Raw genomic sequence first — 26,734 nt, forward strand, 5'->3', positions numbered from 1 at the left:
GAGATACTTATGAGCCGAAGAGCATACTATTTTAATTCTATAACCAACTTTATATTAGAGGATGATGAGTCTGTTCTCGGTCAATTATTGATTAATGACGAGTTTGAGACTACCGATCTCCAAAAGATGGCTTGGAGATCGGAGATTCAAATTTTAAAGGAACAATTAGTCAAATTTTCTCAAGGTGACATTATTTTCGAATATACTATACCAAGAATGGGACACAGAGTAGATGTGATATGCATAATAGAGGGGATTATTTTTCTCCTAGAGTTTAAAGTGGGAGATAAAGAGTACAAGAAAACTACCACAGATCAGGTGATGGATTATGCATTGGATTTGAAATACTTTCATGATAAAAGTAGGGCAAGATATCTTGTTCCGATCAATGTTTCAACGAAGGCGGCAGAGAAACAGAATGAATATTACTGTATGGCAGATAATATTTATAACACTCTTTTTTGTAATGAAGACAATATTGGCAGTACTATTCGAAAAACTATTTCGATAATTAATGATACGTCATTATCTGCACTGGAGTGGATAAATTCAAGATACGCTCCTACACCGACCATCATTGAAGCTGCGCAAGCATTGTATAGAAAACATGGTGTTGAAGATATTTCTAGGAATGATGCTGGTGCAAAGAATTTAACGATAACAACAGAGGCAATTTCTAATATAATTGATCAGTGTAAGATAAACAACGAGAAAGCTATATGTTTTGTTACAGGAGTCCCTGGTGCTGGAAAAACACTTGCTGGCTTGAATATAGCAAACGAACGTCATCATTTTAATGAAGATGAACATGCTGTTTTTCTTTCAGGAAATGGTCCACTGGTTGATGTTTTGCAAAATGCGCTCGCAATAGATCGTGCAGAGAGAGAAGGCATAACTAAGAAAAGTGCCCTTCGAGAAACGAAAGCCTTCATTCAAATTATTCATAAGTTCAGAGATGAAGCTTTGAGTACGAATATGGCACCAGTAGAGAAGGTAGCAATTTTTGATGAGGCTCAAAGAGCATGGAACAAAAAGTCACTCACTGATTTTATGAAGCGGAAAAAAGGAATCCCCGATTTTAATCAGTCAGAACCTGATTTTTTGATAAGTATTATGGATCGACATAGAGATTGGGCTGTTATAGTTTGTCTTGTGGGTGGGGGACAAGAAATTTATAACGGAGAAGCAGGAATTAAAGATTGGTTTGAAACTTTGGCAGATAATTATCCAGATTGGAAGATATATCTTTCGGATAAAATTACAGATACAGAATACGTTGGAAATTCAGATATCGTAACATTATTGCATGGACGAGACTATCATCGAATTTCCGATTTACATTTAGGGATTTCGTTACGCTCGTTTAGAAGCGAAAAATTAGCTCTTTTTGTGAAATTGTTGTTAGATGGAAGAACACAAGAAGCACGAAATATCTTTTGTGAACTTGAACAATCATATCCAATTTTTCTTACACGGAATTTTGAATTAGCAAAAAAATGGGTGAAAGACCAGGCTCGTGGAACAGAAAGATATGGACTTTTAGCAAGCTCAGAAGGAAAAAGATTGCGAGCTGAAGGTATATGGGTTCCATCAGATATAAATCATGTAGGGTGGTTTTTGAATGGAAAAGAGAGTGTTGACTCTTCATATTATTTAGAGGTGGCGGCGTCTGAATTTAAAGTGCAAGGTTTAGAGCTTGATTATGCAATACTAGCATGGGATGCTGATTTTAGATATACAACTGAAGGTTTTGATTATTTTAAATTTAGAGGCACGAAGTGGAATCATGTTAATCAGGAACAAAGACAGAGATACACGAAAAATGCTTATCGAGTTTTGTTAACCAGAGCAAGACAGGGATTGGTTATATATGTTCCTGAAGGTTCAGAAGAAGATTCATCAAGAAACAGGGATTATTATGATAAAACTTTTCAATATTTGAAGAGTTGTGGAATAGAAGAGTTACAAAATGATAATTAAAAGGAGAAGTGAGCAGGGTGAATGAGTTGTTTAGAAAAGTCTCTCAAGAGGATGAAGAGCTCTATATCGTACAGAAGTCTAAAGAATTTTTAAAAGTTGACTGTTTTATTTGACAGATTAACGTCTCTATTCTAGTTAGTGGTTTCGATTTTTCAAGCATTTAGATGGCGTTTACATAACTCAAGTGATATAATTAGTTACTAGAATTTTTGTAACTATTAAAGGAGTACTGTCAATGAAAAAAGCAATGTTAATTATCAACCCTACCTCTGGTGGGGAAAAGGCTTTAGATTACAAAGAAAAGCTGGAGAATAAAGCAAAAGAATACTTTGAGCACGTGGAAACCAAAATTACCGAAAAGGAGCTGGATGCAACATATTTTGCTGAGGAAGCTTCTCGTGAGCAGTACGATGCAGTGGTTGTGTTTGGTGGAGATGGTACTGTCAACGAAGTCATTTCGGGTATTGCTGAGAGAGACTACATTCCTAAGTTAGGGATTATCCCTGGTGGGACGGGTAACCTCATTACGAAACTGTTGGAAATCAATCAAGACATCGATGGCGCGATAGATGAACTCGATTTTAACTTAACCAACAAGATTGATATTGGTAAAGCGAATGACAATTATTTTGGTTATATCTTTAGTATCGGTTCTTTACCTGAGGCGATTCACAATGTGGAGATTGAGGACAAGACAAAATTCGGTATTTTAGCCTATGCTGTAAATACCATGAAGTCTGTTATGACGGATCAGGTCTTTAACATTAAGGTCGAGACAGAAAATGGAAATTATGTTGGTGAAGCTAGCCATGTTTTGGTTCTCTTGACAAATTACTTCGCTGATAAGAAAATCTTTGAAGAAAACAAAGACGGCTATGCCAATATTTTGATTCTTAAAGATGCTTCTATATTCTCTAAATTATCCGTTATTCCTGATTTACTAAAAGGGGATGTTGTCGCAAATGATAATATCGAGTATATCAAAGCGCGTAATATTAAGATCTCTTCAGATAGTGAATTGGAGTCAGATGTTGACGGCGATAAATCGGATAACCTACCTGTAGAAATCAAAGTCCTAGCTCAGCGAGTAGAAGTATTTTCAAAACCGAAAGAGTAGAAGGTAAAAATTAGTTTATTATTCACAACGAAATTAAGTTCTATATCAACGATTGGAGGAGGAATGAATTCTCTATTTGATGAATTTCGAACAATTTGTTCTCATTTAAACCAAGTAGGAATCACTCCGACGCTCATGGGGTCTTTGGGGTTTGAATACAGATCAAATGAAGAATGGAGGCCGTCTGACATTGACATTCATGTGCCTGGTGATCCTAGAGGTTGGGAAGCACCTGATCAACTCAGAATTTATGACTGGGACAAGATAATGAAAGTGATGAAACACTTAGGCTATGCCTTAATAGATATTCATGAGCATGAATTCAAAAAAGATGGTCTGAGTGTTGAATTCGGAAGTATCGATTCTTTACCTGATTTTGCAGGAGTTTCAGAATCGGATATAGAGTTGATTCATCTCGAAAACATCACTTTTCGCGTTCCAAGTTTGGAACAGTTTTTAAGTATTTACAAGGCTTCTTCCCAAGATTCTTATCGAAATGAGCACAATAACAATAAGGATTTTAAAAAGATAGAGTGGCTGGAAAGACATTTGTGAATCATCATTTGAAAAGTAGTTGGTTGTAAGGCTGACTGCTTTTTTATTTATAGAAACAATCCACTCGAAACTACGGGCAAACCTTGCAAATAAAATACGAAAGTAGTATACTAAAATCACAATTATGAAAACGTTTTCGTTGCAAATGCAACCAAGTAAATCAGGAGACAAATTGATGGAATTAAGTGCTATTTACCACAGACCAGAGTCGGAGTTCGCCTATCTTTATAAGAATAAGAAACTTCATATTCGGATTCGTACTAAGAAAGCGGACATTGAAAGCATTAACTTTCATTATGGCGACCCTTTTATCTTTATGGAGGAGTTTTATCAAGATACAAAGAAAATGGCCAAGATAACTTCTGATGCCTTATTTGACCATTGGCAGATTGAAGTGTCCGTCGACTTTGCACGTATCCAGTATCTCTTTGAACTCAAGGATACAGAAGGCCAAAGTATTTTGTATGGCGATAAAGGTTGTGTGGAAAATTCTCTAGAAAATCTTCATGCTATTGGGAATGGATTTAAGTTGCCCTATCTTCATGAGATTGATGCCTGCAAGGTTCCTGCCTGGGTTTCAAATACGGTATGGTATCAGATATTTCCTGAGAGATTTGCCAATGGAAATGCTCGATTAAACCTAGAAGGGACTTTAGACTGGGATTCATCTATCACACCTAATAGTGATGATTTCTTTGGTGGTGATTTACAGGGGATTATTGACCATCTTGATTACTTGCAAGACTTGGGCATTACTGGACTCTATCTTTGTCCGATTTTTGAATCTACGAGCAATCATAAGTACAATACGACAGATTACTTTGAAATTGACCGTCATTTTGGGGACAAGGAGACCTTTCGGGAACTGGTCGAGAAAGCTCATCAGCTTGGTATGAAAATCATGCTGGATGCTGTATTTAACCATATTGGTTCGCAATCACCTCAATGGCAAGATGTTGTCGAAAATGGTGAGCAATCTGCTTATAAAGATTGGTTCCATATTCAACAATTTCCAGTGATGACTGAAAAACTAGCCAACAAGAGAGAGTTACCCTATCATGCTTTTGGTTTCGAGGACTATATGCCTAAGCTAAATACAGCCAATCCAGAGGTCAAGGAGTATCTTTTAAAGGTTGCGACTTATTGGATTGAAGAGTTTAATATCGATGCTTGGCGTTTGGATGTGGCTAATGAGATTGATCATCAGTTTTGGAAGGATTGTCGAAAAGCAGTTTTAGCTAAAAAGCCCAATCTTTATATCCTTGGAGAAGTCTGGCATACGGCTCACCCTTGGCTAAATGGAGATGAGTTCCATGCTGTTATGAATTATCCTTTATCTGATAGTATCAAGGACTATTTCTTACGAGGAATTAAGAAGACAGACCAATTCATCGATGAAATCAATGGCCAATCTATGTATTACAAGCAGCAGATTTCAGAGGTTATGTTTAATCTCTTGGATTCGCATGATACAGAGCGAATCTTGTGGACGGCAAATGAAGACGTTCAACTAGTTAAATCAGCCCTAGCCTTTCTCTTTTTACAAAAGGGAACCCCCTGCATCTATTACGGAACCGAGCTTGCCTTGACCGGAGGACCAGATCCAGATTGTCGTCGTTGTATGCCTTGGGAACGTGTATCAAGTGACCACGATATGCTGAATTTCATGAAGGAGCTAATCAAGATTCGCAAACATGCGTCAGCAACCATTCAGCACGGCAAGTATAGCCTCCAAGAAATCAAAGCTGATGTACTAACCTTGCAATGGAATTACGATAACCAAGTCATCAAAGCCATTTTTAACCAGTCCAAAGAAGATTATCTTTTAGAAAAGGAAGCAGTAGCACTAGCAAGCGATTGCCAAGAATTAGAGAATCAGCTTGTGATTTCTCCAAAAGGATATGTGATTTTCAAAAACTAGTTGATGAAGATTATATTTTATTTCACAACTTATATAGTATAATAAGGCTAGTTACTAAACCTGTAAAAGGAGAAAGAGATGAAGAAATCAAGAAAATTAGCCACATTAGGAATCTGTTCCTTCTTGTTTTTATGCTTGGCTGCTTGTCAACAACAAAATACTACTTCTGAAGGGACGAATCAAAGACAAAGTAGTTCAGCGAAAGCTCCATGGAAAGCTTCATACACAAATCTAAACAATCAGGTAAGTACAGAAGAGGTCAAATCTCTCTTATCAGCCCATTTGGATCCAAATAGTGTTGATTCATTTTTTAATCTTGTAAATGATTATAATACCATTGTCGGCTCAACTGGCCTATCAGGAGATTTCACTTCCTTTACTCATACAGAATACGATGTTGAGAAAATTAGCAACCTTTGGAATCAAAAGAAGGGCGATTTTGTTGGGACCAACTGCCGTATCAATAGTTATTGTCTTTTGAAAAATTCAGTCACTATTCCAAAGCTTGAAAAGAATGACCAATTGCTTTTCCTAGATAACGATGCCATTGATAAGGGAAAGGTCTTTGATGCAAAAGATAAGGAAGAATTTGATATTCTATTTTCGAGAGTTCCAACTGAATCAACTACAGATGTCAAGGTTCACGCTGAAAAGATGGAAAAATTTTTCTCCCAGTTTCAATTCAACAACAAAGCTCGAATGCTATCTGTGGTCTTGCACGACAATCTGGATGGTGAGTATCTGTTTGTTGGACACGTTGGTGTTTTAGTGCCTGCTGATGATGGTTTCTTATTTGTAGAGAAATTGACATTCGAAGAGCCCTACCAAGCGATTAAATTTGCCAGTAAGGAAGATTGCTACAAGTATTTAGGCACCAAGTACGAGGACTATACAGGTGATGGACTGGCTAAGCCTTTCATTATGGATAACGATAAGTGGGTTAATCTTTAATAGTGGTACGATATGACAGTAATTCTAGAACTGTTATTTATATTGTTGATGAGTTGATGGGTTATTTCAATCGATAATAGCCAGAAGCCACTCTTTAGAGTATTGCTTATATTTTCAGACAGTCCATTTGTAGTTTTATCTGGATTGGTATATAATCTAACATAGAGAAAATAGGAGGACTAATCGAATGGAATTAAAAGATTTTACAGAAAAAGAACAGGAAATGATTAAGAAGGGACTTACGACGTCTAAAATTAGTGACAAGGAAACTGCTGAAAAAATTCTTGCACTTGTCCCTCAAGACTTGATTAAGCGAATCCCATTTTTCGTCAGAAAACATGCTACGACACGTACTATTAAACGCATTTCAATTGAACACCCTGAACTCTACGCTGCAGCTCAAACAAGTGGTGAAATTCCAGAAAAAGAACGCGAAGAATTACGTCAGATTATCACGACTATCTTTGAACAAAAGATGAATAAGCATAGTATTCGTTAAATACAAAATCCGAGAACTAGAAGATTCTAGTTCTTTTTATACCCGCATTCACATTATACAGTTTATAAAAATCTATATAAAATATTATTTTTCCGAACAAAAATAGATATTTTTTCAAAAAAGTACTTTACAGAGTGTTGAAAGTATGTTATATTATTAAAGCTTAGAAAATGAGATGATGTTTTCTAGCAAATATAAACCCGAGTAAAAAATGCCTACGGACAGGCAGGGTTGAATGCCGAAGCGTGGTTGAAAAACCACATTATTGATAGGGTTAAAAGCCTACTTTTATAAGTTGATGTTAGGACGATTGTCCTAATTCATAAATTTTTAGTGTGGTGAAAGCACACGTCATCTTGTGAAACGATCAATAAAGTACGTAATATTTGCTACTAGAGAGTTAGGAAACATCGGGAACAGACATACTCAACAGAAACAAACATAAAAACGTCGGAAGATTGCAGAGCAGGTGAAAACCTGCTCTTTTTTCATGAGTCAACCTTTAGTTCCTTAGTTTTCATAAGGTTCTAAAAATATGGAAAGGAGTATGTCTTGAAAGAGTTAAATCAAAACCAAGCCCCAATTTATGAGGCCTTGGTGAAGTTACGCAAGAAACGGATTGTTCCCTTTGATGTACCAGGTCACAAACGCGGACGAGGAAATCCAGAACTTGTCGAACTGTTAGGAGAAAAATGTGTAGGCATTGATGTCAATTCGATGAAACCCTTGGATAATCTAGGGCATCCTATTTCGATTATTCGAGATGCAGAGGAGCTGGCGGCGGATGCTTTTGGAGCTAGCCATGCTTTTCTCATGATTGGGGGAACAACTTCATCGGTGCAGACTATGATTCTGTCAACCTGCAAGGCAGGAGATAAGATTATTCTGCCACGTAATGTCCACAAATCTGCTATTAATGCGTTGGTTCTATGTGGTGCCATTCCCATCTATATTGAGATGAGTGTAGATCCTAAGATTGGTATCGCTTTAGGTCTTGAAAATGACCGAGTAGCCCAGGCCATAAAGGACCATCCAGATGCCAAGGCCATTTTGATTAACAATCCTACTTACTACGGAATCTGTTCAGACCTAAGGAGATTGACAAAAATGGCTCATGAAGCTGGCATGATGGTTTTAGTAGATGAAGCCCACGGAGCGCATTTGCATTTTACAGATAAACTTCCAATTTCTGCTATGGATGCAGGTGCTGATATGGCAGCAGTCTCCATGCATAAGTCTGGTGGGAGTTTGACCCAAAGTTCGCTTCTTTTAATCGGGGAGCAGATGAATCCTGAGTACGTTCGTCAGATCATCAATCTGACCCAGTCAACATCCGCCTCTTACTTGTTGATGGCTAGTTTGGATATTTCACGTCGCAACTTGGCCCTTCGTGGTAAAGAGTCGTTTGAGAAAGTCATTGAGATATCCGAGTACGCTCGTCGTGAAATCAATGCCATAGGTGGCTACTATGCCTACTCAAAAGAGTTAATAGACGGTGTTTCGGTTTGTGATTTTGATGTGACCAAGTTGTCAATTTACACTCAGGGTATTGGCTTGACAGGTATCGAGGTTTATGATCTCCTACGAGATGAATACGACATTCAGATTGAGTTTGGTGATATTGGTAATATCTTGGCCTATATTTCGATTGGTGACCGTATCCAAGACATCGAGCGCTTAGTCGGTGCTTTAGCAGATATCAAGAGACTCTATTCACGAGATGGGAAAGACTTGATAGCAGGAGAATATATTCAGCCTGAGTTAGTACTGTCTCCACAAGAAGCCTTCTATTCAGAGAGAAGAAGTTTGACTTTAGACGAATCTGTTGGACAGGTCTGTGGAGAATTTGTCATGTGCTATCCTCCAGGAATCCCTATCTTGGCTCCTGGTGAACGCATTACACGTGAAATTGTAGACTATATCCAATTTGCCAAGGAACGTGGTTGCTCCCTCCAAGGGACGGAAGATCCAGAGGTCAATCACATCAACGTCATTAAGAGAAAGGAGAACTAGATGGATTTATGGTTTTCTGAAGTTCATACTCCAGATGTCAAATTATCCTTGAGAACAGCCAAGCAACTCTACGCTGGTAAAAGTGAATGGCAGGATATCGAAGTCTTGGATACGCCAGCTTTTGGGAAAATACTAATTTTAAATGGGCACGTCTTGTTCTCAGATGCGGATGATTTTGTCTACAACGAAATGACCGTCCACGTTCCCATGGCTGTTCACCCAAATCCAAAGAAAGTCTTGGTTATTGGGGGTGGTGACGGTGGTGTTGCCCAAGTATTAACACTCTATCCTGAACTGGAACAAATCGATATTGTGGAACCAGATGAGATGTTGGTTGAGGTCTGTCGTGAGTATTTCCCAGATTTTGCCGCAGGGCTAGACGATCCTCGTGTTACCATTTACTACCAAAATGGGCTACGCTTTTTGCGAAACTGTGAAGATGACTATGATATTATCATCAACGATGCGACAGATCCATTTGGCCATACGGAGGGACTCTTTACCAAGGAATTTTACGGCAATAGTTATCGAGCTCTAAAGGAAGATGGTATCATGATCTACCAGCATGGGAGTCCCTTCTTTGACGAGGATGAGTCGGCTTGCCGAAGCATGCACCGCAAGGTCAATCAAGCCTTTCCAATCAGTCGGGTCTATCAGGCCCATATACCAACTAGCCCGGCTGGTTATTGGTTGTTTGGATTTGCATCGAAAAAATACCACCCTGTCAAAGATTTTGACAAGGAAGGCTGGAAAAAACGCCAGCTTTTCACAGAATACTACACTGCAAACTTACACGTGGGAGCCTTTATGTTGCCCAAGTATGTTGAGGACATTTTAGAAGAAGAGGAAGGAAAAAAATGAGTCGTTTACTAGTTATTGGATGTGGGGGCGTTGCCCAAGTTGCTATTTCAAAGATTTGCCAAGATAGCGAAACATTTACAGAAATTATGATCGCTAGCCGTACCAAATCAAAATGTGATGACTTGAAAGCGAAGCTAGAAGGTAAAACAAGTACAAAGATTGAGACAGCTGCTCTTGATGCTGACAAGGTAGAAGAAGTGATTGCCCTGATTGAAAGCTATAAGCCAGAAGCTGTTTTGAACGTAGCTTTACCATATCAAGATTTAACAATTATGGACGCTTGTTTGGCAACAGGTGTTCACTATATCGATACAGCCAACTACGAAGCAGAAGACACAGAAGACCCTGAATGGCGTGCTATTTATGAGAAACGTTGCAAAGAACTTGGTTTTACCGCCTACTTTGACTACTCATGGCAATGGGCTTATCAGGAAAAATTCAAAGAAGCAGGCTTGACTGCTCTCCTTGGATCTGGCTTTGACCCAGGTGTGACTAGTGTCTTTTCTGCCTATGCTCTCAAACACTACTTTGATGAAATCCACTATATCGACATTTTAGACTGTAATGGTGGTGACCACGGTTATCCATTTGCAACAAACTTTAACCCAGAAATCAATCTCCGCGAGGTTTCTGCGCCAGGTTCTTACTGGGAAGATGGAAAATGGGTCGAAGTCGAAGCTATGTCTATCAAGCGTGAGTATGATTTCCCTCAAGTTGGACAAAAAGACATGTATCTCCTCCACCACGAAGAAATCGAATCATTGGCTAAGAACATTCCTGGTGTTAAACGCATTCGCTTCTTTATGACCTTTGGTCAATCTTATCTAACTCATATGAAATGTTTGGAAAATGTTGGTCTCCTTCGTACAGATGCCATTAACTTTAATGGCCAAGAAATTGTTCCAATTCAATTTTTGAAAGCGCTACTTCCAGATCCAGCCAGCCTTGGCCCACGTACTGTAGGTAAAACCAATATCGGTTGTATCTTTACAGGTGTCAAAAACGGTGTTGAAAAGACCATCTACATCTACAATGTTTGCGACCATCAGGAATGTTACGTAGAAGTTGGGTCACAAGCAATTTCTTACACAACAGGTGTTCCAGCCATGATTGGGACAAAATTGGTTATGAACGGTACTTGGAAACAAGCTGGAGTGTATAACCTTGAAGAATTGGATCCAGATCCATTCATGGAAGCTTTGAATGAGTATGGTTTACCTTGGGTTGTGGTTGAAAATCCACAAATGGTGGACTGATGAAGCTAGAACAAGTACCAACACCAGCTTACGTCATTGACTTAGCAAAGTTAGAAGCCAATTGTCGCATTTTACAATATGTACAAGAAGAGGCTGGTTGCAAGGTTTTGCTTGCCCAGAAGGCTTATTCCCTCTACAAAACCTATCCCTTGATTAGCCAGTATCTATCTGGAACAACTGCAAGTGGTCTCTATGAAGCTAAGCTCGCTAGAGAAGAGTTCCCGGGGGAAGTTCATGTTTTTGCGCCAGCTTTCAAGGATGCTTACTTGGAGGAATTGCTGGAGATAACGGACCATATCGTCTTTAACTCAGAGAGACAGTTGCGTAAACATGGGGTCCATTGTCGGGATGCTGGTGTCAGTGTGGGGTTACGTCTCAATCCTCAGTGTTCAACTCAAGGAGATCACGCTCTCTATGATCCTTGCGCCCCTGGATCTCGTTTCGGAGTTACTCTAGACAAGATTCCGAGTGATTTGCTGGACTTGGTGGATGGTCTTCATTTTCATACCCTTTGCGAGCAGGGAGCAGATGATTTAGAGACAACTTTGAAAGCAGTAGAAGCGCAGTTTGGTCCCTACTTACATCAAGTTAAATGGCTCAATATGGGGGGCGGACACCACATCACAAGAGAAGGTTACGATGTAGATTTGCTGATTTCTGAAATCAAGCGTATCCGAGAAACTTACAATCTTGAAGTCTATATCGAGCCGGGGGAAGCCATTGCGCTCAATGCGGGGTATCTAGCTACTGAGGTATTAGATATTGTAGAAAACGGTATGGAAATCTTGGTTTTAGATGCCTCTGCGACCTGCCATATGCCTGATGTACTTGAGATGCCCTATCGTCCACCTTTGAGAAATGGCTTTGAGGCACAGGAAAAAGCCCATACCTATAGACTTTCTTCCAATACTTGTCTAACGGGCGATGTGATTGGCGACTATAGTTTTGAAAATCCTGTCCAAATCGGTGACAGACTCTATTTCGAAGATATGGCTATTTACTCATTTGTTAAAAATAATACCTTTAATGGTATTGGATTGCCAAGTCTCTATCTTATGGACGAGCAGGGTGAGTGCAGCTTAGTCAAAGCCTTTGGCTATCAAGATTTTAAAGGGAGATTATCATGATGGACAGTCCCAAAAAATTAGGCTATCGCATGCCAGCAGAGTACGAACCCCATCATGGTACCCTCATGATATGGCCGACTCGACCAGGTTCATGGCCTTTTCAAGGTAAAGCTGCTAAAGCAACATTTAGCCAGATTATAAAAAACATTGCAAAAGGGGAAATAGTCTATCTTTTGGTGGACCAAGACTACTTAGCTGAAGCCCAATCCTATCTTGGAGACAAGGTTGTTTATTTAGACATTCCCACCAATGACGCCTGGGCTCGAGATACAGGACCAACCATTCTTATCAATGATAAAGACCAGAAATTAGCTGTGGATTGGTCTTTCAATGCTTGGGGTGGGGCTGTTGATGGTCTCTACCAAGACTATGAAGATGATAACCAAGTAGCCAGTCGTTTTGCTGAGGCTTTGGAAATGCCTGTTTATGATGCCAAACCTTTTGTCCTAGAAGGCGGAGCAATCCATAGCGATGGCCAAGGAACCATTCTCGTAACTGAAAGTTGCCTTCTCAGTGCTGGTCGAAATCCTCATCTTACTAAAGAGGAAATCGAGAATACCTTATTAGAGTGCCTTGGCGCTGAAAAAGTAATTTGGCTTCCTTATGGTATTTATCAGGACGAAACCAATGAACACGTTGACAATGTTGCTACCTTTGTTGGTCCTGCTGAGCTTGTTTTAGCTTGGACAGATGACAAAAGCGATCCTCAATATGCCATGTCAGCAGCTGATTTAGCGCTTTTAGAAAAGGAAACAGATGCAAAAGGTCGTCACTTCACCATTCATAAGCTTCCTATCCCAGCTATTCGTCAGGTTGTAACCGAAGAGGATTTGCCAGGCTATATCTATGAATACGGCGAAGAAGAGCGATACGCAGGTGAACGACTAGCAGCTTCCTACGTAAACTTTTATATCGCCAATAACGCTGTCCTTGTTCCCCAGTTTCAAGATAAAAACGATCAAGTGGCCTTAGATATCCTCAGTAAGTGTTTCCCAGACCGTAAAGTTGTCGGAATTCCAGCCAGAGATATTCTCTTAGGTGGTGGCAATATCCACTGTATCACCCAACAAATCCCAGAATAGGAGAAAAAGATGAGAAATGTAAGAGTTGCAGCCATTCAGATGCAATGCGCTAAGGATGTGGCAACAAATATCCAAACCGCAGAGCGTTTAGTACGTCAGGCTGCAGAACAAGGGGCACAAATTATTCTTTTACCCGAATTGTTTGAACGTCCATACTTTTGTCAGGAACGCCAGTATGACTACTACCAGCATGCCCAGTCGGTGACAGACAATACAGCTATTCAGCATTTTAAAGTTCTTGCTAAAGAACTACAGGTTGTTCTACCGATTAGTTTCTATGAAAAAGATGGCAATGTCTTGTATAACTCTATTGCAGTTATTGATGCAGATGGAGAAGTGCTGGGCGTTTATCGAAAGACCCACATACCAGACGACCATTACTATCAAGAGAAATTTTATTTTACGCCTGGCAATACAGGTTTCAAGGTCTGGGATACTCGCTATGCTAAGATTGGAATCGGTATCTGTTGGGATCAATGGTTCCCTGAAACAGCGCGCTGTCTTGCATTGAATGGTGCTGAATTGCTCTTTTATCCTACAGCCATCGGTTCAGAGCCGATTTTGGATACAGATAGTTGTGGTCATTGGCAACGTACCATGCAAGGACATGCAGCAGCAAATATTGTTCCAGTCATTGCAGCCAATCGTTATGGATTAGAGGAAGTCACTCCAAGTGAGGAAAATGGTGGACAGAGTTCCAGTCTTGACTTCTACGGTTCATCCTTTATGACGGATGAAACAGGAGCTATTCTAGAGCAAGCTGAAAGACAAGCTGAAGCTGTTCTGTTAGCTACTTATGACCTTGATAAGGGAGCAAGCGAACGCCTAAACTGGGGCTTGTTTCGAGATAGAAGACCCGAAATGTATCAACGTATTACGGACTAGTAGGATAGAAATGAGAGATTCATTCTGCTAGATTAACTTCTTATTTTCAACTATAAGGATACTATGTTGTCTAGTAAGTGGATTTCATATTTTAACTCTCTAAGGCTTTCTCGCGCTTTTATGCGAGGAGCTTTTCTGTTTAAGCTTTATCAATAAAACATGCTATAATAGTTGCAGAAAGGTTGGTATTTATGGCTAGGATATTGGTTATTGAAGACAATAGTGACATTCAAGAGATTTTACGAACACTTCTTACTGAGGAGCATGAGGTGATTCAAGCCTTTTCTGGTACAGAAGGAATCATGCGTTTTGACCAAGGTGGGATTGACCTCATTTTGCTAGATATCATGCTTCCTGGGAAAAATGGGGATCAGGTTTTAAAAGCCATCAGGGAACAAAGTCAAACTCCAGTCATTATGCTAACAGCTTTGAGCGATAAGAAGTTAATCAGTCAATACCTCTTAGACGGTGCCAATGATTACATAGTGAAACCTTTTGATTTGGACGAAGTCTTTGCCAGAGTTACTGTTCAATTACGTCAAAGCGCAGAAAAACAGCCTATAGAACTAGGAAAAACTGAAAATCTGCCACAAAACTTGAAAAATATCCAGTTTGATGCAGAAAGTTTTGAAATCAAAAATAGCCAGGAAACCATTCGCCTGGCTAAGAAAGAATGCTTGATTCTCCAAACTCTCCTTAAACATCCTAAGAAAATTTTCACCAAGGAAGAACTTTATGAATTGGTCTGGGAGGAGAGCTACCTACCTGGAGATAATACCCTCAATACGCATTTGAGTAATCTTCGTAAAAAATTAAACCAGCTTGACCCAAATCAAGAATATATTGAAACCATCTGGGGAGTTGGGGTAAGATTAAAAGGAGATAAGCAATGACCTACATGATAATTTTTGTCCTACTGGTACTCCTAATCATTTTATCGATTGCATTGATTCGCTACCATCTAGCACTTAAAAACTTGAGTCAACAGATTGAAGACAAGATTCTCACGGGTAGTATGAAAAGAGTCGGAATCAGCATTTTTTCCAAACATTTTTTACATCTCTACCAGCAGATTGAGAATCTATTTCAGGAAGTAGAGCAATCTCGATTGGTTATGAAAAGGGAAAAGCAGACTCTGGATATGGCCATCAGCAATATCGCCCATGATATTCGGACGCCTCTGACTATCGCTTCAGGCTACACCCAACAATTGATAAAAACTCCTGAAAACAAAGCAGAAACCTTACAAAAAATCGCCCAGCATCTTGATTTAGTTTCCAAACGTTTGGAGGCTCTCCTAGAATACCGTCGTTTGATGGAAGGAGCTGTCAAACCGAAACTGGAAGAAGTGGATTTTTCAGCTTTTATCACCAAAAAGACTCTGGCTTATTATGATGTTTTTCAGGCGGCAAATATCACGCTTGATTTTAAGGTTGAAGATGGTTTAAAAATGAGGACTGATGAAGACTTGCTGGATAGAATTTTACAAAATCTGCTTGGAAATATCCTCAAACATGGTAAGGAAGAATCGCGTCTATCTTTGAGAAAGAAACAGGAACAGCTTGTCTTAGAGATTGCAAACCTTGTCAAACAACCCATCAAAAAAATAGAAAATCTCAGTAACCGTTTTTATTCTGAAAATCTATCAGATACCGAAGAATCCTCTGGTTTAGGCCTTTATATCACTGAGGAATTATGTCATCTTCTCGGTGCAGAGATGAAACTAAGCACAGATGGGCAGTGGTTATCGGTTTTCATTTATTTTTAACGAAATAAACCTCCTCTGTAGGCTAGAGGAGGTCATTTTTTATAGACTTTTCTTTTTGAAAACTGCAAGTCCACTTAGATTAAAGATTAGAATAACAGCTAAGGTAACTATAAGTGTATAGAAAATGGATTCACTATTAGCAGTCATAGCATAGAAAAACTGCAATGATAAATATGGCAAAATTTTGATACTTGGGAAGATGAGCATTGGCATAGAAAGGATGATAGAGCTGACCAAATATCCAATAAATACTGCAAGATAAGAATGACTAACATAGAGGATGAAGGAAACAATGGAAAGCCAAGCAAGAAGGCAAAGGAATTGAAGGAAAATGGTTGTCAGTAGATTGCCAATAAAGCCATCAGGCATAGTTCCAAATCCATTTAAGATAGTTGCTGGAATAAAGGCAATCACAAGGCTGATGATAAGTTGCAAAAGTGCAATACAAGCCACTACAAAGGCTTTGGCAAGGAAAAACTCTGTACGAGAAACTCCTACTGTCAAACTATTTTTATAGAGCTTTCCGATTAAATCAACACCGAGAACGAGGCAAGTTAGAACAATACAGAGAAAAACGAGGTTTGAACCTTGACTAGATGCGTTAATCAGGGCTTGTACACCGTCCCAACCATGGGTTGGAATTTCTGGCTCTTCTGTCTGAATTGCCATCAGATGCCCCGTAGCTCCAATACTTGCGCCCATTAGCATGAGTACAAAGAGAATGAACTCTGTAATCCAAAAACCTTTGGAACGGAAAAGACGATAAAAGTCTGCTTGAATGGTATGTATCATGATTTTCCTCCTATTCGACCAATTGTGTGAAGTATTCTTCTAGGTTTTGACGGGCATAGTAAATCTCGTCAATAGCGACATCTGCCAAGGTTAATTCCTTAAGAATCTGTTTGACATCTTGTTCCTGACCAAAGATGTGGATTTCGTTTTCAGGATTGACAACCTTGAACTGGAGCTGGATTTGTTCTTTCAATACTTGGCAAGCTTTCTCTTGGTCAGCTGTCTTAAGCACAATATAATCCTCACTTAGTGTTTCAAATTCAGCTTTGCTGATTTCACGGATAATCTTGCCTTGATCTAAAATACCAAAACGATTAGCTACGAGGTAGAGTTCTGACAAGATATGGCTAGAGATGAGAATGGTTATCCCTTGTTCTTGATTGAGCCGTTGAATCATCAGACGAAATTCTTTAATACCGATTGGGTCGAGACCGTTGATAGGTTCATCTAAAATCAGGAAGTCTGGTTTGGATAGGAGGGCAATGGCAATACCAAGTCTTTGTTTCATTCCTAGCGAGAAATCTCGAAAGACTTTTTTACCTGTATCTGTCAAACCTACATAGTCCAGCGTTTCACGAATGACTATATCAGCATTTGGAATATGACGAATCATACAGTAATATTTCAGATTTTGGTAGGCTGTTAAGTGATTATGAGCTACAGGTGATTCGATCACTGAACCTACTCGAGATAGAGCCTTGGTCCACTCATTTTCCGTTTGGCTAGAGAAGAGGGAAACAGTCCCTTTATCCGCAAACAGTAGTTGCGTAATGATTTTTATCAATGTGGTTTTCCCAGCTCCGTTCTTTCCGATAAGTCCATAAATATCTCCCTCTCTTATCGTTAGATGAAGATCCTGAAGAATAGCTTGTTTGTTAAAGTTTTTGGACAATCCATGAATGTCGAGTACTGTTTTCATGATTCTCTCCTTTTGATTTATTTTGTTAACTTTAGTATAAAGCATAGAAATCAAAGAAAGCTCAAGGATTTCTAAAGAGTTTCTAAAGTTTTAGGAATTCTTAAATATCAAAACCCAGTTGATATGAACTGGGCTTCTTAATTATAAAATATATTTCTCAATGGCACGCGCAACGCCGTCTTCTTCATTGCTGGCTGTAACGGCATCCGCAAGAGATTTGACATAATCGCTGGCATTTCCCATTGCAATGCCAAGTCCTGCAAACTGGAGCATTTCGATATCGTTATTGGCGTCGCCCATGGCCATAATCTCTGAGGAATCAATCTTCAAAATATCTGCTAGTCGAGAAAGAGCAGTAGCCTTTGTCGTACCAAGTGGCATAGCTTCATAAATGACAGGCTGCGAACGAACTCCACTAAATCGTTGACAGAGTTCCCCAGCAAAACGCTTCTCAAAATCGTTCGTTTGGCTCTCTGTCCCCAAAAACATCCCTTGGAACATGCGATATTTGCCACTAGTCGCTTCCTCAAGGGAAATTTCAGTCAGGTCTGAGAAGACTAGCTCGGCATCATTTTGGATGACTTGATTTGGCTTGCCACCGAGGACAAAATAATGCTCCTCGTCAAAAAGAGTCAACTGAACATCACTTTTTTCAGCAAGGTTATAGAGGTATTCGATGTCGGCTGGACTGAGTTCTTGCCAGTCAACTAATCCCCAGTCACTGGTCTGGTGAGTTGAACAACCGTTGTTAACAATCACATACTCATTCTGGATGTCAAGTCCCAGTTTTTTGTAGTAGGGGAGGACACCGAAAAGCGGGCGCCCCGTACAGAGAACCAGTTTAACACCTTTTTCAATGGCTTGGTGAATAGCAGTAATATGAGTTTGTGGGATTTCCTTGGCTTCATTGAGGAGGGTTCCGTCCATATCCAAGGCTAGTAGTTTAATCATAAGACTTCCTTTTCTATGTGTTTTGCTTTTATTATAGCATATAGACTATAAAATGTCTGACAGAATTGTAAAATTCAAGCTTCCTTTTCTTGAAAAAGAAAATAAAATCTTATATAATATGTATACTTAATATTTAAGGAGAAATAATGTCAAAGTATCACTTTAATTCAATTTACAAAAATGATGAAACAGAGTCTACAGGTCTTCTTTTCATTAAAGTTTACAACAAATGGGAAAGTAATTTAAAAAGAGTTTTGAAATCGGTTGGCCTCACTTTGCCTCAATTTATCGTTTTAACCTCGCTCTTGTTTTTGAACAATAGAGAGGAATATGTAACGCAAGTTGATATTGCTCGGTTCACTGGTATGGATGTCATGACGGTTTCCCAGATTGTTAGACTACTGGAGAAGAAGAACTACATTAGACGTGATCAGCATCCAAAGGATAGTCGGGCAAAACTGGTCTCAGTGACGAAGTCTGGCGCGGAGAAGGTCAATCAAGCTTTACCCTTAGTAGAAGGGATTGATGAAAAATTTTTTGAAAAACTTTCTAACGATAGAGAAAGTTTTAATCGCATGTTAGCAGTGTTGGAGGATAAAAATGCCTAGATATTGGGTCGGAGTTGTTTCGAAGAATCATGTTTTAAGAGGAGTTGAAGGGAATTTTTGTCAGGTCTGTCATGGGAAGGGTGGCCCCTTAAACCGTATGAAAAAAGGTGACTATCTTTTATACTATAGTCCAAAATACGATATGAACGGTCAGGATAAGTTACAGACTTTTGTGGCTGTAGGTAAGATTATAGACGACAAAGCCTATCAAGTAGAGCAGTTCGAAGGATTCTTTCCCTTTAGACGAAATGTTGAGTATTATCAACCAGTCAAAGATTGTTCCATAGAAATAGCCAGACAACATCCTGAATGGAAAGACTATACTTCTCGGCTTCGTTATGGACATTTTGAAGTTTCCAAAGACTTTTTCCTCTATATCTTTCATCATATGAAAGTGGATGATGAAGTATGATTGATTTGCTAGTTAAATGATTATCAACAAGAATTTTGGATTTGGACTGTGAAGCGAACTTTGCTATAATAGAGTAAGAAACTTTGATAAACCAAACGAGGCTGAGATGAAATTACTTTATACTGATATTCGGACTTCTTTGACTGAAATTCTAACAAGAGAGGCGGAGGAGTTAGTTGCTGCTGGCAAGCGGGTCTTCTACATCGCCCCCAACTCTCTTTCTTTTGAAAAGGAACGCGCCGTGCTGGAATGCTTGTCCCAGCAGGCTTCTTTTGCGATTACCGTCACGCGCTTTGCGCAGATGGCTCGTTATCTGGTCTTGAATGACCTGCCTGCCAAGACCAGTCTTGATGATATCGGTCTTGGGATGGCCTTTTATAAATGCCTTGCGGAAATTGACCCCAAGGACTTGCGTGTTTATGGTGCGATTAAGCAGGATCCTCAATTTATTCAGCAGTTGATTGAACTGTATCACGAGATGACGACTGCTCAGATGAGCTTTTTAGACTTGGAGAGTTTGGCAGATGAAGACAAGCGAGTAGACTTGCTCTTGATTTTTGAAAAAGTAACAGCCTATCTTAATCAAGGTCAGTTGGCTCAGGGAAGTCAGTTGTCTCATTTGATTGAGGCTATTGAGAATAACAAAGTAAGTAGTGATTTCACTCAATTCGCCTTGGTTATTGATGGATTTACCCGTTTTTCTGCCGAGGAAGAGCGGGTTGTGGACTTACTTCATGGCAAGGGTGTTGAGATTGTTATTGGGGTTTATGCTAGTAAGAAAGCTTATACCAGCCCTTTTAGCGAGGGTAACCTCTACCAAGCCAGTGTGGAGTTTCTCCATCATCTAGCCTCTAAATACCAAACACCTGCTCAGGACTGTTCTCAAACTCATGAAAAGATGGATAGTTTTGACAAGGCCTCTCGTTTACTGGAGTCGTCTTATGACTTTTCAGAATTAACATTGGATGTCGATGAGAAGGATTGTGAAAACTTACAAATCTGGTCTTGCTTGACGCAAAAGGAGGAGTTGGAGCTAGTAGCCCGTAGCATTCGTCAGAAATTGCACGAGAACTCAAATCTGAGTTACAAGCATTTTCGTATTCTATTGGGCGATGTAGCTTCTTACCAGTTATCGCTGAAAACCATTTTTGACCAGTATCAGATTCCTTTCTATCTAGGCAAAAGCGAATCCATGGCGCACCACCCTTTGACACAGTTTGTCGAGACTATTTTAGCTTTGAAACGCTATCGTTTCCGTCAGGAAGATTTGATTAATCTCCTCAAAACAGGTTTGTATACCAACCTTAGTCAGGCTGATATTGATGCTTTTGAGCAATATATCCGCTATCTTGGTATCAATGGCTTGCCAGCCTTTCAGCAAACCTTCACCAAATCCCACCATGGAAAATTTGATTTAGGGCGTTTAAATGCTCTTCGTCTGCGTATTTTAGCACCGCTTGAGACTCTTTTTGCTATCCGAAAACAGAAGGCTGAAAATCTCTTGCAAAAGTGGAACTCTTTTCTAAAAGAAGGAGCTGTGACCAAGCAGTTACAAGATTTGACAGCTACTATGGAAACTCTTGAACAGGAAAGACAGGCCGAAGTTTGGAAGGCTTTCTGTCATGTTTTAGAACAATTTGCGACTGTTTTTGCTGGTTCACAGATTAGTCTAGAGGACTTCCTAGCCTTGCTCCATTCTGGAATGAGTCTATCTCAGTATCGCACCATTCCAGCAACAGTGGACACTGTTCTGGTGCAGAGTTACGATTTGATTGCGCCTTTGACAGCTGACTTTGTCTATGCCATTGGTATGACCCAGGACAATTTACCAAAAATTGCGCAAAACACCAGTCTTTTGACAGACGAAGAAAGACAGAGACTAAACCAAGCGACAGAAGAAGGCGTTCAATTGCTGATTGCCAGCAGTGAAAACCTCAAGAAAAATCGCTATACCATGCTTTCCTTGGTCAATTCTGCCCGTAAGCAATTAGTTTTGTCTGCTCCAAGCCTTTTTAACGAAAGTGAAAGTAAGGAATCTGCCTATCTTCAAGAGCTGGTCCATTTTGGATTTAGTCGGAAAGAGAAGAAGATAAATCACAAAGGGCTGTCTAAAGAAGATATGGGCTCATATCACAGTCTTTTGTCTAGTCTGGTTGCCTATCACCAGCAGGGCGAAATGAGTGATAGGGAGCAAGATTTGACCTTTGTCAAGGTTCTGGCGCGTGTCATGGGTAAAAAACTCGACCAGCAAGGTTTGGAAAATCCAGCCCTTCCAACCAGTCCAAGCAGTAAGCAGTTGGCTAAGAACACCTTACAGGCTCTCTATCCAGCTGACAAGGAATTTTACCTGTCTACCTCTGGTTTGACGGAGTTTTATCGCAATGAATACAGTTATTTTCTTCGCTACGTTTTAGGCTTGCAAGAAGAATTACGTCTGCGTCCTGATGCTCGTAGTCACGGAAATTTCTTGCACCGCATTTTTGAACGTGCCTTGCAGTTGCCTAACGAAGATTCCTTTGACAACCGTCTAGAACAAGCTATTCAAGAAACCAGTCAAGAACGCGAATTTGAAGCTATTTATCAAGAAAGTTTAGAAGCCCAATTTACCAAGGAAGTTTTGCTTGATGTTGCACGGACGACTGGACATATTCTCCGACACAATCCAGTCATCGAAACCATCAAAGAGGAAGCGAATTTTGGCGGCAAAGACCAAGCATTTATTCAATTGGACAATGGACGCAGTGTCTTTGTACGAGGTAAGGTGGACCGGATTGACCGTTTGAAAGCTGATGGAGCGATAGGGGTGGTAGACTACAAATCCAGTCTGACTCAGTTCCAGTTTCCTCATTTCTTTAATGGGCTTAATTCCCAGTTGCCAACCTATCTAGCTGCCTTAAAAAGAGAAGGGGAGCAGAACTTTTTTGGTGCTATGTACTTGGAAATGGCTGAGCCTGTCCAATCTTTGATGGCCGTTAAAAATCTGGCAGGTGCAGTAGTAGAAGTTAGCAAGTCAATGAAATATCAAGGGATCTTTTTAGAAAAAGAAAGCAGTCACTTAGGCGAATTTTACAATAAAAATAAGGCCAATCAGCTGACGGATGAGGAATTCCAGCTTCTACTGGACTACAATGCCCATCTTTACAAGAAAGCAGCTGAGAAGATTTTAGAAGGCTATTTCGCCATTAACCCTTATACTGAAAATGGTAGAAGCATTGCCCCATACGTCCAGCAACATCAAGCCATCACAGGTTTTGAAGCCAATTACCACTTGGGTCAAGCCCGTTTTCTAGAGAAGTTGGAATTGACTGACGGCAAGCGTCTGGTCGGAGAAAAACTCAAGCAAGCTTGGTTTGAAAAAATAAGAGAGGAGTTGAATCGATGAAGCCTATTCCCTTTTTAAGTGAGGAGGAGATTCAAAAACTGCAAAATGCAGTAGCAAATTCGAGCAAGGAACAAAAGAAAACTGCCGAACAAATCGAAGCCATCTACACTTCTGGTCAGAATATCCTGGTTTCAGCGTCGGCTGGTTCTGGTAAAACCTTTGTCATGGCAGAGCGCATTCTGGACCAATTGACGCGTGGTGTCGAAATTTCTCAACTCTTTATCTCAACCTTTACCGTTAAGGCTGCCACAGAACTCAAGGAACGTTTGGAGAAAAAAATTGGCCAACAGATCCAAGAAACGCATGATGTCGAGCTCAAACAACACTTGGGCCGTCAGTTGGCAGACCTACCCAACGCTGCCATCGGAACCATGGACTCTTTCACACAAAAATTCCTTGGCAAACATGGCTATCTGATTGATATTGCGCCTAATTTCAGGATTTTACAAAACCAAAGCGAGCAACTTCTTCTAAAAAACGAAGTCTTTCATGAGGTATTTGAAGCCCATTATCAAGGTAAACAGAAAGAGATCTTTAGCCATTTGCTGAAAAACTTTGCTGGGCGAGGCAAGGATGAACGGGGGCTGCGCCAGCAAGTCTATAAAATCTATGACTTTCTCCAATCCACCAGCAATCCTCAGAAATGGTTAAGTGAATCTTTTCTCAAAGGCTTTGAGAAAGCTGATTTTACCAGTGAAAAAGAAAAACTAACCGAGCAAATCCAGCAAGCACTTTGGGATTTGGAAAGCTTTTTCCGTTATCATCTGGATAATGATGCCAAGGAGTTTTCAAAGGCTACCTATTTAGAAAATGTTCAGTTGATTCTGGATGAGATTGGCTCCTTAAATCAAGAGTCCGATAATCAGGATTTTCAAGCAGTGCTTGCGCGTGTTGTCGCAATTTCGAAAGAGAAAAATGGTCGAGCCCTGACTAATGCGAGTCGTAAGGCTGATTTGAAGCCCCTGGCTGATGCCTACAACGAAGAAAGAAAGTCCCAGTTTGCTAAACTAGGACAACTGTCAGACCAGATAACCATTCTCGACTATCAAGAACGTTATCATGGAGATACCTGGGAACTAGCTAAGACTTTCCAAACCTTCATGAGTGATTTTGTGGAAGCTTATCGTGAACGTAAGCTTCAGGAAAATGCCTTTGAATTCGCTGATATCAGCCATTACACCATTGAGATTTTAGAGAATTTCCCGCAAGTTCGTGAGGATTATCAGGATCGCTTCCATGAAGTCATGGTCGATGAGTATCAGGATACCAACCATATTCAAGAACGGATGCTGGAATTACTTTCTATTGGACACAATCGCTTTATGGTGGGAGATATCAAGCAGTCCATCTACCGTTTCCGTCAGGCAGACCCGCAGATTTTCAATGAGAAATTCCAACGCTATGCGCAAAATCCCCAAGAAGGCAAGCTCATTCTCCTGAAGGAAAATTTCCGTAGTAGTTCAGAAGTGCTGTCAGCAACCAATGATGTCTTTGAACGTCTCATGGACCAAGAGGTCGGCGAAATCAACTATGATAACATGCACCAGCTTGTTTTTGCCAATACCAAACTGACTCCTAATACAGACAATAAGGCAGAATTTCTCCTCTACGATAAGGACGACTCTGGTGAGGAAGAAGAGAGCCAAGCAGAAACGAAATTAACAGGGGAAATGCGCTTAGTCATCAAGGAAATCCTTAAACTTCATCAGGAAAAAGGTGTGGCTTTTAAAGAAATTGCCCTTCTGACCTCCAGCCGCAGTCGTAATGACCAGATTCTTCTCGCCCTGTCTGAGTACGGAATTCCTGTCAAAACTGACGGAGAGCAGAACAACTATCTCCAATCCCTAGAAGTGCAAGTCATGCTAGACACCCTTCGTGTCATTCACAATCCTCTTCAAGACTATGCCTTGGTTGCCCTTATGAAGTCTCCTATGTTTGGCTTTGATGAGGACGAGTTAGCACGTTTGTCCCTTCAGAAAACAGAGGATAAAGTCCAAGAAAATCTCTATGAGAAACTGGTCAATGCTCAAAAACTGACAAGCAGCCAAAAAGGCTTGATTCATAAAGAGTTAGCTGAAAAATTAAACCAATTCATGGATATCTTGGCTTCTTGGCGCTTGTATGCCAAAACCCACTCCCTCTATGACCTGATTTGGAAGATTTATAACGACCGTTTTTACTACGATTATGTTGGGGCTTTGCCAAATGGGCCTGCTAGACAGGCTAATCTCTATGCCCTAGCACTGCGAGCTGATCAATTTGAAAAGAGCAATTTCAAGGGCTTGTCGCGTTTTATTCGTATGATTAACCAAGTTTTAGAAGCCCAGCACGATTTGGCAAGCGTAGCTGTCGCACTACCAAAAGATGCAGTAGAGCTCATGACCATCCACAAGAGTAAAGGGTTAGAGTTTCCTTACGTTTTTATCCTCAATATGGATCAAGACTTTAACAAGCAAGACAGCATGTCAGAGGTCATTCTCAGCCGTAAAAATGGACTTGGTGTCAAATATATTGCCAAAATGGAGACAGGAGCAGTGGAAGACCACTATCCTAAAACCATCAAACTCTCCATTCCTAGTCTGACCTATAGACAGAACGAAGAGGAATTACAGCTGGCAAGCTATTCAGAGCAGATGCGTCTCCTTTATGTTGCTATGACGCGGGCTGAGAAAAAGCTCTATCTTGTCGGCAAGGGTTCTCGTGAAAAGCTGGAAGCCAAGGAATACCCAGCAGCTAAAAATGGAAAACTAAGCAGCAACACTAGACTTCAAGCAAGGAATTTCCAAGACTGGATTTGGGCTATCAGCAAAGTGTTTGCAAAGGATCATCTCAACTTTAGCTATCGTTTTGTTGGTGAAGATCAGCTGACTAAAGAAGCTATCGGAGAGTTGGAAACCAAAAGTCCTCTCCAAGATCGCTCCCAAGTAGACAATCGCCAGTCAGAAACCATTAAAGAAGCTCTTGAAATGCTGAAAGAAGTGGAAGTCTATAATACTCTTCATCACGCAGCCATTGAACTTCCTAGTGTTCAAACCCCAAGTCAAATCAAAAAATTCTACGAACCAGTTATAGATATGGAAGGTGTCGAGATTGCAGGTCAAGGCCAGTCAGTAGACAAGAAAATTAGCTTTGGTTTGCCAGATTTTTCAACCAAAGAAAAGGTAACTGGAGCTGAAATTGGTAGTGCCACCCACGAACTCATGCAGAGAATGGATCTCAGCCAGCGACCAATGCTTGCTAGCCTGACAGAAGCTCTCAAACAAGTTCAAACCAGCCCAGCTGTTAGAGACAAGATTAATCTTGCTAAAATTCTTACATTCTTTGACACAGCACTTGGTCAGGAAATTCTTGCCAATACAGACCATCTATACCGCGAGCAACCTTTCTCCATGCTCAAAAGAGACCAAAAGAGTCAGGAAGACTTTGTTGTCCGTGGTATCCTTGATGGCTATCTGCTTTACGAGGACAGAATTGTTCTGTTCGACTATAAGACAGACCGCTATGATTATCCAAGTCAACTCATAAACCGCTATCGTGGTCAGTTAGCCCTATACGGAGAGGCTTTATCTCGAGCCTATTCGATTGAAAATATTGAAAAATACCTGATTTTACTAGGTAAAGAAGAGGTTCAAGTTGTAAAAGTATAATCTAGAAA

General features: G+C 40.2%; 21 protein-coding genes. 18 read left to right on the forward strand and 3 right to left on the reverse strand.

Going from position 1 to position 26,734, the window contains the following annotated elements; translation table 11 throughout:
- Positions 1–9 precede the first annotated feature (9 nt).
- The 14 genes from DXN33_RS03290 to DXN33_RS03355 all read left to right on the forward strand — a co-directional run bounded on the left by DXN33_RS03290 (position 10) and on the right by DXN33_RS03355 (position 16,015).
- Positions 10–1,980, forward strand: coding sequence for a DUF2075 domain-containing protein (locus DXN33_RS03290; RefSeq protein WP_115904322.1), 1,971 nt, complete (start codon positions 10–12; stop codon positions 1,978–1,980).
- Positions 1,981–2,215: 235 nt separating this feature from the next.
- Positions 2,216–3,097 (forward strand): diacylglycerol kinase family protein, encoded by an 882-nt coding sequence (locus DXN33_RS03295; RefSeq protein ID WP_115904323.1) that lies wholly within the window; start codon positions 2,216–2,218, stop codon positions 3,095–3,097.
- Positions 3,098–3,160: 63 nt separating this feature from the next.
- On the forward strand, positions 3,161–3,652 hold the full coding sequence (locus tag DXN33_RS03300) for a nucleotidyltransferase domain-containing protein (protein WP_115904324.1): 492 nt from the start codon (positions 3,161–3,163) through the stop codon (positions 3,650–3,652).
- Positions 3,653–3,827: 175 nt separating this feature from the next.
- Complete coding sequence (locus DXN33_RS03305) at positions 3,828–5,573, forward strand: glycoside hydrolase family 13 protein (protein WP_115904325.1); 1,746 nt, start codon at positions 3,828–3,830, stop codon at positions 5,571–5,573.
- 78 nt (positions 5,574–5,651) lie between these two features.
- Entirely contained in the window at positions 5,652–6,524 is an 873-nt protein-coding gene (locus tag DXN33_RS03310) for a DUF4300 family protein (RefSeq protein WP_115904326.1), read from the forward strand.
- 187 nt (positions 6,525–6,711) lie between these two features.
- Positions 6,712–7,023 carry a hypothetical protein gene (locus DXN33_RS03315; RefSeq protein WP_020901364.1) on the forward strand — a complete coding sequence of 104 codons (312 nt, stop codon included), beginning with the start codon at positions 6,712–6,714 and terminating at the stop codon, positions 7,021–7,023.
- A gap of 552 nt (positions 7,024–7,575) precedes the next feature.
- Positions 7,576–9,036, forward strand: coding sequence for an aminotransferase class I/II-fold pyridoxal phosphate-dependent enzyme (locus DXN33_RS03320; protein ID WP_115904327.1), 1,461 nt, complete (start codon positions 7,576–7,578; stop codon positions 9,034–9,036).
- The gene (gene speE, locus DXN33_RS03325) at positions 9,037–9,897 is read left to right on the forward strand and encodes a polyamine aminopropyltransferase (RefSeq protein WP_000366713.1); all 861 of its coding nucleotides are present in this window, start codon (positions 9,037–9,039) and stop codon (positions 9,895–9,897) included. It abuts the gene before it with no gap.
- Positions 9,894–11,153 (forward strand): saccharopine dehydrogenase family protein, encoded by a 1,260-nt coding sequence (locus tag DXN33_RS03330; RefSeq protein WP_115904328.1) that lies wholly within the window; start codon positions 9,894–9,896, stop codon positions 11,151–11,153. Before speE ends, DXN33_RS03330 begins: the two co-directional genes overlap by 4 nt.
- Positions 11,153–12,280: a carboxynorspermidine decarboxylase gene (gene nspC / locus DXN33_RS03335; RefSeq protein WP_115904329.1), complete on the forward strand. Its 1,128-nt coding sequence runs from the start codon at positions 11,153–11,155 to the stop codon at positions 12,278–12,280. Before DXN33_RS03330 ends, nspC begins: the two co-directional genes overlap by 1 nt.
- A complete protein-coding gene (aguA, locus tag DXN33_RS03340; protein ID WP_115904330.1) occupies positions 12,277–13,362 on the forward strand; it encodes an agmatine deiminase in 1,086 nt (361 codons plus the stop codon). Before nspC ends, aguA begins: the two co-directional genes overlap by 4 nt.
- 9 nt (positions 13,363–13,371) lie before the next feature.
- Complete coding sequence (gene aguB / locus DXN33_RS03345; RefSeq protein WP_115904331.1) at positions 13,372–14,247, forward strand: N-carbamoylputrescine amidase; 876 nt, start codon at positions 13,372–13,374, stop codon at positions 14,245–14,247.
- Between the two features lie 191 nt (positions 14,248–14,438).
- Positions 14,439–15,140 (forward strand): response regulator transcription factor, encoded by a 702-nt coding sequence (locus DXN33_RS03350; protein ID WP_115904332.1) that lies wholly within the window; start codon positions 14,439–14,441, stop codon positions 15,138–15,140.
- On the forward strand, positions 15,137–16,015 hold the full coding sequence (locus DXN33_RS03355) for a sensor histidine kinase KdpD (protein WP_115904333.1): 879 nt from the start codon (positions 15,137–15,139) through the stop codon (positions 16,013–16,015). Before DXN33_RS03350 ends, DXN33_RS03355 begins: the two co-directional genes overlap by 4 nt.
- A 39-nt stretch (positions 16,016–16,054) precedes the next feature.
- Here DXN33_RS03355 and DXN33_RS03360 read toward each other — a convergent pair whose 3' ends face one another.
- From DXN33_RS03360 to DXN33_RS03370, 3 genes are all read right to left on the reverse strand, one after another.
- Entirely contained in the window at positions 16,055–16,807 is a 753-nt protein-coding gene (locus DXN33_RS03360) for an ABC transporter permease (RefSeq protein ID WP_115904334.1), read from the reverse strand.
- Between the two features lie 10 nt (positions 16,808–16,817).
- Positions 16,818–17,726, reverse strand: coding sequence for an ATP-binding cassette domain-containing protein (locus DXN33_RS03365; protein WP_115904335.1), 909 nt, complete (start codon positions 17,724–17,726; stop codon positions 16,818–16,820).
- Positions 17,727–17,867: 141 nt separating this feature from the next.
- Complete coding sequence (locus DXN33_RS03370) at positions 17,868–18,677, reverse strand: HAD family hydrolase (RefSeq protein WP_115904336.1); 810 nt, start codon at positions 18,675–18,677, stop codon at positions 17,868–17,870.
- A gap of 146 nt (positions 18,678–18,823) precedes the next feature.
- Between DXN33_RS03370 and DXN33_RS03375 the strand changes: the two genes are divergently transcribed.
- The 4 genes from DXN33_RS03375 (at position 18,824) to addA (ending at position 26,726) form a co-directional block, all read left to right on the forward strand.
- On the forward strand, positions 18,824–19,285 hold the full coding sequence (locus DXN33_RS03375; protein ID WP_070479142.1) for a MarR family winged helix-turn-helix transcriptional regulator: 462 nt from the start codon (positions 18,824–18,826) through the stop codon (positions 19,283–19,285).
- Entirely contained in the window at positions 19,278–19,697 is a 420-nt protein-coding gene (locus tag DXN33_RS03380) for an EVE domain-containing protein (RefSeq protein WP_115904337.1), read from the forward strand. The genes DXN33_RS03375 and DXN33_RS03380 overlap by 8 nt, the downstream gene beginning before the upstream one ends.
- Positions 19,698–19,803: 106 nt before the next feature.
- Positions 19,804–23,079: an ATP-dependent nuclease subunit B gene (gene rexB, locus DXN33_RS03385; RefSeq protein WP_115904338.1), complete on the forward strand. Its 3,276-nt coding sequence runs from the start codon at positions 19,804–19,806 to the stop codon at positions 23,077–23,079.
- A complete protein-coding gene (addA, locus tag DXN33_RS03390) occupies positions 23,076–26,726 on the forward strand; it encodes a helicase-exonuclease AddAB subunit AddA (protein WP_115904339.1) in 3,651 nt (1,216 codons plus the stop codon). Before rexB ends, addA begins: the two co-directional genes overlap by 4 nt.
- The last annotated feature ends 8 nt before the right edge of the window (positions 26,727–26,734 follow it).

This window comes from Streptococcus sp. NM (assembly GCF_003390135.1).
Lineage (GTDB): Bacteria > Bacillota > Bacilli > Lactobacillales > Streptococcaceae > Streptococcus.

Bases quoted from the DNA above. Each gene is read 5' to 3' on its own strand.
- DXN33_RS03360 (WP_115904334.1), bottom strand. From the start codon at position 16,807: ATGATACATACCATTCAAGCAGACTTTTATCGTCTTTTCCGTTCCAAA.
- DXN33_RS03350 (WP_115904332.1), top strand. From the start codon at position 14,439: ATGGCTAGGATATTGGTTATTGAAGACAATAGTGACATTCAAGAGATT.
- DXN33_RS03370 (WP_115904336.1), bottom strand. From the start codon at position 18,677: ATGATTAAACTACTAGCCTTGGATATGGACGGAACCCTCCTCAATGAA.
- aguA (WP_115904330.1), top strand. From the start codon at position 12,277: ATGATGGACAGTCCCAAAAAATTAGGCTATCGCATGCCAGCAGAGTAC.
- aguB (WP_115904331.1), top strand. From the start codon at position 13,372: ATGAGAAATGTAAGAGTTGCAGCCATTCAGATGCAATGCGCTAAGGAT.
- DXN33_RS03305 (WP_115904325.1), top strand. From the start codon at position 3,828: ATGGAATTAAGTGCTATTTACCACAGACCAGAGTCGGAGTTCGCCTAT.
- rexB (WP_115904338.1), top strand. From the start codon at position 19,804: ATGAAATTACTTTATACTGATATTCGGACTTCTTTGACTGAAATTCTA.
- nspC (WP_115904329.1), top strand. From the start codon at position 11,153: ATGAAGCTAGAACAAGTACCAACACCAGCTTACGTCATTGACTTAGCA.
- DXN33_RS03310 (WP_115904326.1), top strand. From the start codon at position 5,652: ATGAAGAAATCAAGAAAATTAGCCACATTAGGAATCTGTTCCTTCTTG.
- speE (WP_000366713.1), top strand. From the start codon at position 9,037: ATGGATTTATGGTTTTCTGAAGTTCATACTCCAGATGTCAAATTATCC.
- DXN33_RS03290 (WP_115904322.1), top strand. From the start codon at position 10: ATGAGCCGAAGAGCATACTATTTTAATTCTATAACCAACTTTATATTA.
- DXN33_RS03380 (WP_115904337.1), top strand. From the start codon at position 19,278: ATGCCTAGATATTGGGTCGGAGTTGTTTCGAAGAATCATGTTTTAAGA.
- DXN33_RS03330 (WP_115904328.1), top strand. From the start codon at position 9,894: ATGAGTCGTTTACTAGTTATTGGATGTGGGGGCGTTGCCCAAGTTGCT.
- DXN33_RS03375 (WP_070479142.1), top strand. From the start codon at position 18,824: ATGTCAAAGTATCACTTTAATTCAATTTACAAAAATGATGAAACAGAG.
- DXN33_RS03300 (WP_115904324.1), top strand. From the start codon at position 3,161: ATGAATTCTCTATTTGATGAATTTCGAACAATTTGTTCTCATTTAAAC.
- DXN33_RS03315 (WP_020901364.1), top strand. From the start codon at position 6,712: ATGGAATTAAAAGATTTTACAGAAAAAGAACAGGAAATGATTAAGAAG.
- DXN33_RS03365 (WP_115904335.1), bottom strand. From the start codon at position 17,726: ATGAAAACAGTACTCGACATTCATGGATTGTCCAAAAACTTTAACAAA.
- DXN33_RS03355 (WP_115904333.1), top strand. From the start codon at position 15,137: ATGACCTACATGATAATTTTTGTCCTACTGGTACTCCTAATCATTTTA.
- DXN33_RS03295 (WP_115904323.1), top strand. From the start codon at position 2,216: ATGAAAAAAGCAATGTTAATTATCAACCCTACCTCTGGTGGGGAAAAG.
- addA (WP_115904339.1), top strand. From the start codon at position 23,076: ATGAAGCCTATTCCCTTTTTAAGTGAGGAGGAGATTCAAAAACTGCAA.